Origin of the sequence: Streptomyces sp. NPDC096132 (assembly GCF_044763345.1) — a bacterium.
Taxonomy (GTDB): Bacteria; Actinomycetota; Actinomycetes; order Streptomycetales; family Streptomycetaceae; genus Streptomyces.
In genome coordinates this window covers 54,367-66,450 of sequence record NZ_JBIWGA010000009.1, presented here as the reverse complement: position 1 = coordinate 66,450, position 12,084 = coordinate 54,367, and the positions used below count along the sequence as shown (strand labels likewise).

Here is a 12,084-nt window from a genome sequence, read left to right as displayed (position 1 = left end):
ACACGGCGGGCCCCGTGGGGGTGAAGGTGCTGGTGAGCGGGGCGGCCTGCGTCCATAGTGGGCGCACAGTCGTGCACCGGACACCCTGGGGGTCCTTCCACCCATGAGCAGCGCCGAGCAGTCCTCCCGTGGAGTCGAACAGCCCTCCCGTAGAGCGGTCCTCGCCGCGGTGGTCGCCGCCGCGGTGGCGACAGGCGCGGGCGCGGCGGCCACCGCCTCCGCGGACCCCGCCGAGACCCCGGACGCCGAGTCCGTCCCGTCCCGGCCCGTCGACCACCGCGCCTGGTTCACGTACGCCGACTGGGGCTCGGGCACCGCCCGGGGCACCCGTGCCGTCGCGGGCGCCCGGCCGGGCCTGGCCCTGAGCGCGTCCCTCGGGACCGTCGACTACGCCGACCCGCACACCAGGACCACCGCCGGCTGGGAGTACGCGACCTGGACGTCCCCCGTCCACCGGCTCGCCGTCCCCGCCACCGAGGCGATCGCCTCCTGGAACGCGAGCACCCCGGCCGGCACCTGGCTCCAGGTCGAGCTGAAGGCCACGTACTCCGACGGCACGGACACCCCCTGGTACGTGATGGGCCGCTGGGCCTCCGGCGACCAGGACATCAGGCGGACCTCGGTCGACGGTCAGACCGACGGCAGAAGCACCGTGTGGACCGACACCCTCTCCCTCGGTGACGCCTCCACGGGCCTGCGCCTCGCCTCGTACCGGGTCCGGCTGACCCTGTACCGCCGTCCCGGGACGACACTCACCCCGACCGTGTGGCGGCTGGGCGTGATGGGCTCCGCCGTCCCGGACCGCTTCACCGTCCCGGCCTCGGTGCCGGGCGTCGCGCGCGAGCTGGTGGTGCCGCGCTACTCGCAGGAGATCCACAAGGGCCAGTACCCGGAGTACGACAACGGCGGCGAGGCCTGGTGCAGTCCCACCTCCTCGCAGATGATCATCGAGTACTGGGGCGGCCGGCTGACCGCCGGGCAGCTGAAGTGGGTCGATCCGTCCTACGCGGACCCGCAGGTGTGCCACGCGGCCCGGTCCACGTACGACCACCAGTACCGCGGCTGCGGCAACTGGCCGTTCAACGCCGCCTACGCCGCCACCTTCAAGGACCTCCAGGGCGTGATCACCCGGCTCGCCTCCCTCACCGACCTGGAGACGCTGATCGCGGCCGGCATCCCGGCCATGACGTCCCAGTCTTTCCTCAAGGAGGAGCTCACCGGGGCGGGGTACGGCACCGCCGGGCATCTGATGACCGTGATCGGCTTCACGGCCGAGGGGGATGTGATCGCCAACGATCCGAACGCGGCGGACGACGCCTCGGTGCGGCGCGTGTACCGGCGGCGGCAGTTCGAGAACGTCTGGCTCAGGACCAAGCGCCACAACGCCGAGGGCAAGGTCGTCTCCGGCACCGGGGGCGTGTGCTACCTGTACTTCCCGGCGCGTCCGAGCGCGCTCCAGTGCGCGGCGCTGAAGGCGGTGGGTGTGCCCGTGTGAGCGCGGTGGCCTGGCCGTGTGAGCAAGCTCTCGGCCGTAAAAGCCCTGATGGGTGGCAAAGTGGACAGCATGACCGCACACGCAGCCACCGCCTCCCGCGCCCGCACCGGCGGCCCGAGGGACGACGGCCCGAAGATCGCCGAGCACGTCATGGGCTGGGTCCTCGTCGCCGTCGTCGCGATGCTCGTGACGCAGCTGGGGCTGCTCTGACCTCTGCGGCACCCGGTTACCGGTGTGACCTGACCCACGGTTCGACCTGACATACTGACGTCGTCCCGCCGACCGTTGGAGACAGGTCGAAATTGAATATCAGCCAACAGCGCGACGCCGCCCGTCCCCGGGCGCGGGGAACCGAGCGCTCACTGGCGCGCCGCGCCGAACTCATCACCATCGGGCGCAAGTTGTTCGCCGACACGTCCTACGACGCGCTCTCGATGGACGACATCGCCCGGCAGGCGCACGTCGCCAAGGGGCTGATCTACTACTACTTCCAGTCGAAGCGCGGTTACTACCTGGCCATCGTCCAGGACTCCGTCGCCGACCTGGTCTCCTTCGCGGCGAGCGGACTCGAACTGCCCCAGGTGGACCGGGTGCAGCGCACGATCGACGGTTATCTGCGCTACGCCGAGCACAACCAGGCCGCGTACCGCACGATCGTCAGCGGTGGTGTCGGCTTCGACACCGAGGTGCACGCCATCCGGGACGGGGTGCGCGCGGCGATCGTCGCGACCATAGCCGAGGGCGCCTACGGCGACAGCGACATCCCGCCGCTGCCCCGTATGGCCCTGCTCTCCTGGGTGTGCAGTGTCGAGGGGGCCACCCTCGACTGGATCGACCGGCCCCAGCTCTCCCGTGAGGTCATGTGCGACCTGCTGGTGAAGACCCTGGGCGGCACCCTGCGCGCCATCGAGGAGGTCGACCCCTCCTTCCCGGCGCCCAAGCCGGCCCGCAGGGACTGAGCACGCACAAGGGGCGGAGGCTCGTGGTCCTCCGCCCCAAGTGCCCAGCGGGCCCGGATCAGTGGATCGCGTTGATCAGCTCGCCGTTGGCCGTGTCCCCGCTCAGCTCCCAGAAGAACGTGCCGCCCAGGTGCTGGGCGTCCTTGTACTTCATCTTCCCCTTGATGGTCTTCGGGGTGTCGTAACTCCACCAGTCGTTGCCGCACTTGGCGTACGCGGTGCCGCCGACCGTGCCGGTCGCCGGGCACTTGGTCTTGAGGACCTTGTAGTCCTCGTTGCCGTCCTCCCACGTCCCCGCCGCGGGCCCGGTGGCCGTGCCGCCCGGCTTCGCCTGGGTGACACCGGTCCAGCCGCGCCCGTAGAAGCCGATGCCGAGCAGCAGCTTGCGGGACGGGATGCCCAGGCTCTTGAGCTTGGCGATCGTCGAGGCGGTGTCGTAGCCCTGCTGCGGAATGCCGGGGTAGGAGTGCAGGGGCGAGTGCGGTGCCGTGGGGCCGGTGGCCGCCCAGGCGCCGAAGTAGTCGTACGTCATCGGGTTGTACCAGTCGACGTACTTCGCCGCGCCCGCGTAGTCGGCCGCGTCGATCTTGCCGCCGCTGGTGGCGTCGGCCGTGATCGCCGCCGTGACCAGCTCGCGCTTGCCGAACTTCTCGCGCAGGGCCTTCATGACGTCCCGGAACGCCTCGCGGCCGCTGGTGTCGCAGGTCAGGCCGCAGGCGTTGGGGTACTCCCAGTCGATGTCGATGCCGTCGAAGACGTCCGCCCACTTGGAGTTCTCGACCAGGTCGTAGCAGGACTGGGCGAAGGCCGCCGGGTCCTTGGCCGCCTCGCCGAAGCCGCCGGACCAGCTCCAGCCGCCGAACGACCAGATGACCTTGAGGTTCGGGTGGAGCTTCTTCAGCTTGCGCAGCTGGTTGAAGTTGCCGCTGAGCGGCTGGTCCGCGGTGTCGGCGACGCCGTCCACGGACTGCTCGGCCGTGAAGGGCACGTCGGTGTCCGCCCAGGAGTCGCCGAGGGCGCACTTGCCGTCGGTGACGTTGCCGAAGGCGTAGTTGATGTGGGTGAGTTTGTCGGCGGAGCCGGAGGTCTCGATGTTCTTGACGTAGTACTGGCGGCCGTAGATGCCCCAGTCGGTGAAGTAGCCCACGACCTTCGAGCCGGGGTGCGCCTCGGCGGGGCCGGACGCGTCGGCGGTGGCGGTGCCCGCGCCGGCGAGCAGGGCGGCGCCGAGGGCGGCGCAACAGCCCGCGGACAGGAGCGTCCGGGACCGGGTGCGGGGGTGGAGCGGGGTGTGCATCGGGTGTCTCCTCGCAGGGACAGGGAGGGGATCGCACGCCGATTGGCATGAACGCGGGGAGGCGTTGGACCGAAACGGTAGGAGGACTAGACCACTTCGGTCAATGGTTTGGACCAATCCTGCGGTCGCTCGGCCGTGCGGGGAGGGCGCCCCGCGGGCATACTCACAGCGCGAAGCCGCTGGTCGGCCTGTAAGGAGGCGCCACCATGCCCGAGCGCGCGCCGGCACCGGTGGACCGCGCCCTGCCCACGGAGGAGGCCCGGGAACTCCTCACCCTCGTCCGTGACATCGCCCGGCGCGAGATCGCCCCGACAGCCGCCGAGGAGGAGGACGCGGGACACTTCCCGCGCGAGCTGTTCACCCTTCTGTCCGTGTCGGGACTGCTCGGTCTGCCGTACGACTCCGGGTACGGCGGCGGCGACCAGCCGTACGAGGTCTACCTCCAGGTCCTGGAGGAACTCGCCGCGTCCCGGCTCACGGTCGGGCTCGGTGTCAGCGTCCACACCCTGGCCACCTACGCCCTCGCCACCCACGGCACCGACGAACAGCGGGCCGCGCGTCTGCCGGGCATGCTCGGCGGCGGGCTGCTCGGCGCGTACTGCCTGTCCGAACCGTCCTCCGGCTCGGACGCGGCCGCGCTGCGGACCCGGGCCGTACGGGACGGGGAGAAGTGGGTGATCAGCGGCACCAAGGCCTGGATCACCCACGGCGGGATCGCCGACTTCTACACCGTCATGGCGCGCACCGGCGGCGAGGGGGCGCGCGGGATCACCGCGTTCCTGGTGCCCGGTGACGCCGACGGCCTCACCGCCGCGCCGCCGGAGAGGAAGATGGGGCTCAAGGGCTCACCCACCGCGCAGATCCACTTCGACGGCGTACGGATCCCCGACTCCCGTCGGCTCGGCGACGAGGGGCAGGGCTTCGCGATCGCCCTGGCCGCGCTGGACTCCGGGCGGCTCGGCATCGCGGCCTGCGCGGTCGGCCTCGCCCAGGCGGCGCTGGACGAGGCTGTCGCCCACGCTCACCAGCGCCGGCAGTTCGGGCGGCCCCTCGCCGACTTCCAGGGGCTGCGCTTCCTGCTCGCCGACATGGCGACCCGGGTCGAGTCGGGCCGCGCCCTGTATCTGGCGGCGGCGCGGCTGCGGGACGCCGGCCGGCCCTTCGCCCGGCAGGCGGCGATGGCGAAACTCCACTGCACCGACGCCGCGATGCAGGTCACCACCGACGCCGTCCAGGTGCTCGGCGGATACGGCTACACCGCCGACTTCCCCGTCGAGCGCTATCTGCGCGAGGCCAAGGCCCTGCAGATCGTCGAGGGCACGAACCAGGTCCAGCGGATGGTCATCGCCCGTCATCTGCTGGGTCCGGAGACTCGCTGAACTGCCCCGGCCGCACCTGCGGCGCCGCCAGCCGCACCCACTCGGGATCGTGCCGCCCCGGCAGGGTGCGGCCGTGGTCGGCCCAGGCGCGGATCAGCTCGCGGTAGATGGGCGGATCCGGTGGGGGCGGCGGAGCCGGAGCAGTCCGGGGAACCGATTCTGCGTGTCGGCGGCCCGCACCTCCGGGTTCCGCGGGTGCGGGGGCGACGAGCTGGCGATGACGTCCGCGTGCCGCGGTGTAAGCGGGGGTCATACAGGGGCAACGCGGGGGCGTGACGCCAGGTCACGGCTCATCCGGCCGAGCGTGGGTTCGACGGGTGCCCGCCCCGGCTTTCGCCGGTACCGCATCTGGTCGCCACGCCTTTGCTGACGTACCGTCAAATCCCTTGCCCGCAGGGAGGAGTGACCGTGGTCGACGACCGCCCCGTGCCGCTCGACGAATACCCCGTCCACCAGGTGCCCCTGTCGATGAAGCACGTCGCGACCGGGGACCGCAACGCCTACGACCGCTGCATCTTCCACGTTCTCGACCACCGGGGCCGCGCCCTGCTGATCGCCGGACTCGGGGTCTACCCCAACCTGGGGGTGATCGACGCCTACGCCACCCTCCGCCTCGGGAACACCCTGCACGCCGTCCGCGCCTCCGACGCCCTCGGCGAGGACCGGATGCGCCTCGAGGTCGGCCCGCTGCGCATCCGGGTCGAACGCCCACTGCGGGACTTCGTGCTCAGCTGCGCGGCGGACCCGGCCGACCCCGACGGGCTGTCGTACGAGATCCAGTGGTCGGCGGACTTCCCGGCCCTGTGGGAGCCGCACCACCAGCAGCGGCGCGGCGGGCGCCTCACCCTGGAGGGGAAGCGGTTCGTGCAGGCCGGCCGCTGCGTGGGGTGGCTGCGCGCCGGCGGCGAGGAGATCCGGCTGACGGCGGGCGCCTGGACCGGCACCCGGGACCGCAGCTGGGGTGTGCGCCCGGTGCCCGGGGAGGAGGGCGGGCGACTGGCGCAGGACCATCCGACCGAGGGCTTCCACTGGATCTGGTGCCCGGTCCGCTTCGACGACCGCTTCCTGATGGTCATCACCCAGGAGGACGCCGACGGTCACCGCTCCCTGAACGAGGCGACGCTGGTCCGGCCGGGCCGCCGCGACCGCCAACTCGGCTGGCCCCAGGCCGAGATCGGCTACCGCCCCGGCACCCGCCATCCCGAGCGCGCCCTCGTCCACCTGGGGGACGTCCGCAAGCCCCTGGAGCTGGAGGCGGAGATCCTCACCTCCTCCCCGCTCGCGATCGGCGCCGGCTATCCACCGGCCGAGGACTGGCAGCACGGCACCTGGCGCGGCCCGCACTGGACCGACCGCCGCACCTACGACCTGACGACCCCTCACCCCCGCGCCGCCTACGGCGTTACGGACCACGCGGCCCGTTTCCGCCTGGACGGCCAGACCGGGTACGGCATCTTCGAGCACGGATCCTTCGGTCGGCACGATCCGAGCGGCTTCACCGGCTTCGACTCGGTCGCTCCACAAGGGGGTTGAGCACATGACCACGGCACCGCGTCCCCGCACCACCACCCGGAACCCCGAGGAACTGGCCGGCCTGCTGACCGCCTGGCTCAGCACCCGGCTGCCGGGCGCCCGGGCGAGAGGCGTGACCGTCCCCGCCTCCAACGGCCTGTCCAGCGAGACGTTGCTCTTCGAGCTCGAACACCCCGAACCCCCCGTACGGGCCTGCGCGTTGAGACTCGCGGCGGATCCGGCGGCGTACACGGTCTTCCCCGTGTACGACATGGTCCGCCAGTACCGCACGATGCGGCTGGTGGCCGAGCACACGGACGTGCCCGTGCCGCGCGTGCTGTGGCTGGAGGAGGACCCGGGCCCGCTCGGCGCGCCGTTCTTCGTCATGGAACGCGTCGAGGGACGCGTCCCGCCCGACGTGATGCCCTACACCTACGAGGGGAACTGGCTGCACTCCGCGAGCGACGCCGAGCGTGAGCGCCTGGAGGCCGCGACCATCCGCCTGCTGGCCCGGCTGCACGATCAAGTGCCCGTCCCGCAGGCCGAGTTCCTCGCGCTCCCCGGCGACGGCGACGCACTGCGCCGCCATGTCACGGCCCAACGCGCCTACTACGACTGGGTGGTCGCCGGTCTCGCCCCCTCACCGCTGATCGAGGCCGCCTTCGACCGGCTGGCGGAGCTGTGGCCGGACGACCCGGGCACACCGGTCCTCAGCTGGGGCGACGCCCGCATCGGCAACGTCGTCTACGACGGCTTCGCACCCGCGGCGGTGCTCGACTGGGAGATGGCGGCCCTCGCCCCGCGCGAGGTCGACCTCGGCTGGACGATCTACCTGCACCGCTTCTTCCACGACCTGACGGTCGCCTCCGGACAGCGCGGGCTGCCGGACTTCCTGCGCCGCGACCGGGTGGAGGCGCGCTACGCGGAACTCACCGGGCACACACCACGGGACATGGACTTCCACACCCTGTACGCCGCGCTCCGGCACGCGATCGTCATGCTGCGGATCGCCTACCGTCAGGCGTACTTCGGCGAGGTGGCCGTCCCGGCGGATCCGGACACACTGATCCTGCACCACGGCAGCCTGCGAGCCATGGTGCAGGGCAGCTACTGGAAATGAGCTCCGCGGACCGAGCGACGCGGCTCAGGCGGCCTGGCGCCGCATCGCCGGTACGCGCATCGGGCGCGAGCCCGGGCCACCGACGTGCGAGAAGGGCTGCATACGCCAGTCGAGCCCCTGAGGAAGCGTCAGCAGGAGCGCGGTGTCCTGCTCCTGGGGGGTGCCGGACTCGTCGGCCGGCCGGGCCTCGGACGCCGTACGTCCGGTGCCGGCGCAGACCGTGAGCCCGAACGGGTTCCACGGCGAGGCGCACAGCGCGTGCTCCGGCAGGATCTCCTCGTCCGCCAGCAGCGCGATGGGCTGAGCGCAGTCCGGGCAGATCACCCGGTACATCTCGAAGGTGTCGTACGCGTCGAGCTCGTCGGCGGCCTCGAGGTCGTCGGGTTCGACGCCCTCCGGCTCGGGGTCGACGACCGACTGGAGCCGCTTGGGCGCGGTGCGACCAGGGCGCTTAAGACTCTGCATGGGATTCTCCCCCTCGGGCTGGGCCGTTAGGCACTGCGGCCTCGACCACAGCAAGCACTTCCCAGACCGTCCGGTCTGTAATCACGGGACCATCACGAAGCCTTGACGGAGGCTGTGGTCTTCGTCACATGCCAATCGCAGGTGCCCCGCGCAGGCGGCTCCGGCTCTCAGTCGGCTCACAGACACCGCCCGGCCAGATCACAAACCGGTTATGACCTGGGCTGCATCGGTATACGCGGAGATCACACGCACTGTAGGTTCTTGCGCCATGGAGGAGCTGGACCGGCAAATCGTGCAGCTGCTCGTCAAGGACGGGCGGATGAGTTACACCGACCTGGGCAAGGCCACGGGCCTGTCCACGTCGGCCGTGCACCAGCGGGTGCGCCGACTGGAACAGCGCGGCGTCATCCGGGGCTACGCGGCCGTCGTCGACCCCGAGGCCGTCGGGCTGCCCCTGACCGCCTTCATCTCGGTGAAACCGTTCGACCCGAGCGCCCCCGACGACATCGCCGACCGGCTGGCCGGCGTGCCCGAGATCGAGGCCTGCCACAGCGTCGCCGGTGACGAGAACTACATCCTCAAGGTGCGGGTGGCGACCCCGCACGAGCTCGAGGAACTGCTGGGACGGCTGCGGGCCCTCGCGGGAGTCTCGACCCGGACGACGGTCGTCCTGTCGACGCCGTACGAGGCGCGGCCGCCGCGTATCTAGGATGCCGGTGCCGGCACCCGTGCCCGCGTTGGTGGCCCGGCCCCGGATCGGGCCGGGCGCCCCGTCGACCCGCCCCAGGTGCGGTTCCGGTGCCGCGGCGCGAGAAACTGTCGGTCATGAGTGAACGCACGCCCGAGCCGAAGTCCGTCCTGCTCCGCCGTGGAGAGGTCCACAGCCCCGCAGACCCGTTCGCGACCGCGATGGTCGTCGAGCGCGGCCAGGTCGCCTGGGTCGGCTCGGAGGGCGCGGCCGACGCCTTCGCGGACGGCGTCGACGAGGTGCTCGACCTGGACGGCGCCCTCGTCACCCCCGCCTTCACCGACGCCCATGTGCACACCACGTCCACGGGCCTCGCCCTGACCGGCCTCGACCTGTCGGCCGCACCCTCCCTGACGGCGGCCCTGGACCTCGTACGGGACTTCGCCGCCGCCCGCCCCCAGGACAAGGTGCTGCTCGGGCACGGCTGGGACGCCTCCCGCTGGCCCGAGGGGCGGCCTCCCCGGCGGGACGAACTGGACGAGGCCACCGGCGGCCGACCGCTCTATCTCAGCCGGATCGACGTCCACTCGGCCGTCGTCACCACCGCCCTGCTGGAACTGGCACCCCGGGCGCGCACCGAGCCCGGCTACCTGGACGGCGAGCCGCTCACCCGCGACGCCCACCACGCCGTCCGCGCGGCGGCGTTCGCAGCCGTGACGCCCGCCCAGCGCGCCGAGGCCCAGCGGGCCGCCCTCGCGCACGCCGCCTCGCTCGGCATCGGCTCCGTCCACGAGTGCGCCGGCCCCGAGATCTCCTCCGAGGACGACTTCACGGACCTCCTGCGGCTCGCCGCCGGGGAGACGGGCCCGAGGGTCGTCGGCTACTGGGCCGAGCGCGACGTGGAGAAGGCCCGGGAGCTGGGCGCGCTCGGCGCCGCCGGGGACCTGTTCGTCGACGGCGCCCTCGGCTCCCACACCGCCTGCCTGCACGCCCCCTACACCGACGCGGCCCACACCGGCACCGCCTACCTGACCGCCGCCGACGTCGCCGCGCATGTGACCGCCTGCACCGAGGCGGGCCTCCAGGCGGGCTTCCACGCGATCGGCGACGCCGCCGTGACCGCCGTCGTGGACGGTGTGCGGGCGGCGGCGGAGAAGGTCGGCCAGGCCCGCGTCCGCGCCGCCCGCCACCGTGTCGAGCACGCCGAGATGCTGACGCCCGAGACCGTCGCGGCCTTCGCCGAACTGGGCCTGACCGCCTCCGTGCAGCCCGCCTTCGACGCCGTGTGGGGCGGCGAGGACGGCATGTACGCCCAGCGCCTGGGCGCCGAACGGGCCCGCACCCTGAACCCCTTCGCGGCCCTGCTGCGGGCCGGCGTCCCGCTCGCCTTCGGCTCCGACAGCCCGGTCACCCCCCTCGACCCCTGGGGCACGGTCCGCGCCGCCGCCTTCCATCACACCCCCGAGCACCGCGTCTCCGTCCGCGCCGCCTTCACCGCCCACACCCGCGGCGGCTGGCGGGCGATCGGCCGTGACGACGCGGGCGTCCTCGTACCGGGCGCACCCGCCGACTACGCGGTCTGGCGCGCCGACGAACTGATCGTCCAGGCCCCCGACGACCGGGTCGCCCGCTGGTCCACCGATCCCCGCTCCGGCACCCCCGGCCTGCCCGACCTCACCCCCGGAGCCGACCTGCCCGTATGCCTGCGCACGGTGGTCGGCGGACGGACGGTGTTCGTACGGCCGGGCGAGTGATCGGCGGGACCGGTGCGGGGAAGATCACCCGTCCGCACGCCGAGGTGCGGCCGGTACCGCCTCCCCGCTGACCAGGGCATTGGCGGAAAACCCGCAGGTCGAACGGCTGTTGACAGCCGATGGCGGGGGGCCGGTAGGTTCGGCCGGGTCCACCACCGGACGCCCCGCCGCAGAACGTCCGCGCACTCGCGGCGGCGCCGCTGGGTCAGGGACGGTGTGCCGCACCGGGGCACCGCCACTGGCAGCCAGGCTCAGCGCCCGCGCCGCACCGAGGGAACGTTCCGTCCGGCCGGGGAGGTGTGACCCGGGTGGGGCCCGGGCGCTCAGTAGACAACGGCTTTCGGTCGACCCGCAGCCAGCGGGCCCCAGGTCGGCCCGAAGGGCGCCGGGCCCCCATCCGCAGCACGCTTCGGCCCACCCGGGCGGGGTACGTACGTACATACAAGGCCAAAAGCTAGTTCTTACCCCGCTCATGTGGAATCGACACCACGATTCGAACGTCCTGTCACGTCATCGCAGGCGGTGACCACTATGGTGGTGGCCTGCGTACGGACACGAAGGGGCAGCAGTGAACGACGGCGACGGGACCCTCGCGGCACAGGACCGGGGGAGGCAGTTCGGTCCGCTGGGCACGGCCTTGGTGATCATCCCGACCTACAACGAGGCGGAGAACATCAAGAGCATCGTCGGCCGGGTGCGCAAGGCCGTCCCCGAGGCCCACGTCCTCGTGGCCGACGACAACAGCCCCGACGGCACCGGCAAGCTCGCCGACGAGCTGGCAGCCGACGACGACCAGGTCCAGGTCCTGCACCGCAAGGGCAAGGAGGGCCTCGGCGCCGCCTACCTCGCGGGCTTCCGCTGGGGCCTGGAGCACGGCTACGGCGTCCTCGTCGAGATGGACGCCGACGGCTCCCACCAGCCCGAGGAACTGCCCCGGCTGCTCACCGCGCTCAAGGGCGCCGACCTGGTCCTGGGCTCCCGCTGGGTGCCGGGCGGCCGGGTCGTGAACTGGCCCAAGTCCCGCGAGGCCATCTCCCGCGGCGGCAGCCTCTACTCCCGCCTCGCCCTCGACCTGCCCCTGCGCGACATCACCGGCGGCTACCGCGCCTTCCGCCGGGAGACCCTCGAAGGCCTCGGCCTCGACGAGGTCGCCTCCCAGGGCTACTGCTTCCAGGTCGACCTCGCCCGCCGCGCCGTCAAGGCCGGCTTCCACGTCGTCGAGGTCCCCATCACCTTCGTCGAGCGGGAACACGGCGACTCCAAGATGAGCCGCGACATCCTCGTCGAGGCGCTGTGGCGGGTCACCGCGTGGGGCGTGGGGGAGCGCGTGGGCAAGATCACGGGCCGGACCGTGGAACAGCCCGAGCGTCCGCGGACCCCCGCGAAGCCGCACAGCGACGGCTGATCGTCCCCTT

The 12,084-nt window shown here is 72.3% G+C and carries 11 protein-coding genes; 9 read left to right on the top strand and 2 right to left on the bottom strand.

Annotated elements, in window-relative coordinates; translation table 11 throughout:
* Positions 1–103: 103 nt before the first annotated feature.
* The 3 genes from ACIRF9_RS22210 (at position 104) to ACIRF9_RS22200 (ending at position 2,454) form a co-directional block, all read left to right on the top strand.
* Positions 104–1,495 (top strand): peptidase C39 family protein, encoded by a 1,392-nt coding sequence (locus ACIRF9_RS22210; RefSeq protein ID WP_403824773.1) that lies wholly within the window; start codon positions 104–106, stop codon positions 1,493–1,495.
* A 69-nt stretch (positions 1,496–1,564) separates the two neighbouring features.
* Positions 1,565–1,705, top strand: a complete 141-nt coding sequence (locus ACIRF9_RS22205; protein ID WP_403824770.1) for an SCO1431 family membrane protein — start codon at positions 1,565–1,567, stop codon at positions 1,703–1,705.
* 92 nt (positions 1,706–1,797) lie between these two features.
* Positions 1,798–2,454, top strand: a complete 657-nt coding sequence (locus ACIRF9_RS22200; RefSeq protein WP_403824767.1) for a TetR/AcrR family transcriptional regulator — start codon at positions 1,798–1,800, stop codon at positions 2,452–2,454.
* Between the two features lie 58 nt (positions 2,455–2,512).
* On the opposite strand, the gene ACIRF9_RS22195 is transcribed toward ACIRF9_RS22200, so the two are convergent.
* Positions 2,513–3,751, bottom strand: a complete 1,239-nt coding sequence (locus ACIRF9_RS22195; RefSeq protein WP_403824764.1) for a glycoside hydrolase family 18 protein — start codon at positions 3,749–3,751, stop codon at positions 2,513–2,515.
* 206 nt (positions 3,752–3,957) lie between these two features.
* Here ACIRF9_RS22195 and ACIRF9_RS22190 point away from each other — a divergent pair, with 206 nt between their 5' ends.
* The 3 genes from ACIRF9_RS22190 (at position 3,958) to ACIRF9_RS22180 (ending at position 7,762) form a co-directional block, all read left to right on the top strand.
* Entirely contained in the window at positions 3,958–5,130 is a 1,173-nt protein-coding gene (locus ACIRF9_RS22190) for an acyl-CoA dehydrogenase family protein (RefSeq protein WP_403824762.1), read from the top strand.
* A 408-nt stretch (positions 5,131–5,538) separates the two neighbouring features.
* Entirely contained in the window at positions 5,539–6,663 is a 1,125-nt protein-coding gene (locus ACIRF9_RS22185) for a hypothetical protein (RefSeq protein WP_403824760.1), read from the top strand.
* A gap of 4 nt (positions 6,664–6,667) precedes the next feature.
* Positions 6,668–7,762 carry a phosphotransferase family protein gene (locus ACIRF9_RS22180; RefSeq protein WP_403824758.1) on the top strand — a complete coding sequence of 365 codons (1,095 nt, stop codon included), beginning with the start codon at positions 6,668–6,670 and terminating at the stop codon, positions 7,760–7,762.
* Positions 7,763–7,786: 24 nt separating this feature from the next.
* Here ACIRF9_RS22180 and ACIRF9_RS22175 read toward each other — a convergent pair whose 3' ends face one another.
* Complete coding sequence (locus ACIRF9_RS22175; RefSeq protein ID WP_403824755.1) at positions 7,787–8,227, bottom strand: hypothetical protein; 441 nt, start codon at positions 8,225–8,227, stop codon at positions 7,787–7,789.
* Positions 8,228–8,495: 268 nt separating this feature from the next.
* On the opposite strand from ACIRF9_RS22175, the gene ACIRF9_RS22170 reads away from it, so the two are divergent.
* The 3 genes from ACIRF9_RS22170 (at position 8,496) to ACIRF9_RS22160 (ending at position 12,074) form a co-directional block, all read left to right on the top strand.
* Positions 8,496–8,936 carry an Lrp/AsnC family transcriptional regulator gene (locus tag ACIRF9_RS22170; RefSeq protein WP_189936412.1) on the top strand — a complete coding sequence of 147 codons (441 nt, stop codon included), beginning with the start codon at positions 8,496–8,498 and terminating at the stop codon, positions 8,934–8,936.
* A 116-nt stretch (positions 8,937–9,052) separates the two neighbouring features.
* On the top strand, positions 9,053–10,669 hold the full coding sequence (locus ACIRF9_RS22165) for an amidohydrolase (protein ID WP_403824752.1): 1,617 nt from the start codon (positions 9,053–9,055) through the stop codon (positions 10,667–10,669).
* Positions 10,670–11,237: 568 nt separating this feature from the next.
* Positions 11,238–12,074, top strand: coding sequence for a polyprenol monophosphomannose synthase (locus ACIRF9_RS22160; RefSeq protein WP_403824749.1), 837 nt, complete (start codon positions 11,238–11,240; stop codon positions 12,072–12,074).
* The last annotated feature ends 10 nt before the right edge of the window (positions 12,075–12,084 follow it).

What these genes read in the sequence shown, in the direction of transcription:
- ACIRF9_RS22210 (WP_403824773.1), top strand. Translation starts at nt 104, where the DNA reads ATGAGCAGCGCCGAGCAGTCCTCCCGTGGAGTCGAACAGCCCTCCCGT.
- ACIRF9_RS22205 (WP_403824770.1), top strand. Translation starts at nt 1,565, where the DNA reads ATGACCGCACACGCAGCCACCGCCTCCCGCGCCCGCACCGGCGGCCCG.
- ACIRF9_RS22195 (WP_403824764.1), bottom strand. Translation starts at nt 3,751, where the DNA reads ATGCACACCCCGCTCCACCCCCGCACCCGGTCCCGGACGCTCCTGTCC.
- ACIRF9_RS22190 (WP_403824762.1), top strand. Translation starts at nt 3,958, where the DNA reads ATGCCCGAGCGCGCGCCGGCACCGGTGGACCGCGCCCTGCCCACGGAG.
- ACIRF9_RS22180 (WP_403824758.1), top strand. Translation starts at nt 6,668, where the DNA reads ATGACCACGGCACCGCGTCCCCGCACCACCACCCGGAACCCCGAGGAA.
- ACIRF9_RS22175 (WP_403824755.1), bottom strand. Translation starts at nt 8,227, where the DNA reads ATGCAGAGTCTTAAGCGCCCTGGTCGCACCGCGCCCAAGCGGCTCCAG.
- ACIRF9_RS22170 (WP_189936412.1), top strand. Translation starts at nt 8,496, where the DNA reads ATGGAGGAGCTGGACCGGCAAATCGTGCAGCTGCTCGTCAAGGACGGG.
- ACIRF9_RS22165 (WP_403824752.1), top strand. Translation starts at nt 9,053, where the DNA reads ATGAGTGAACGCACGCCCGAGCCGAAGTCCGTCCTGCTCCGCCGTGGA.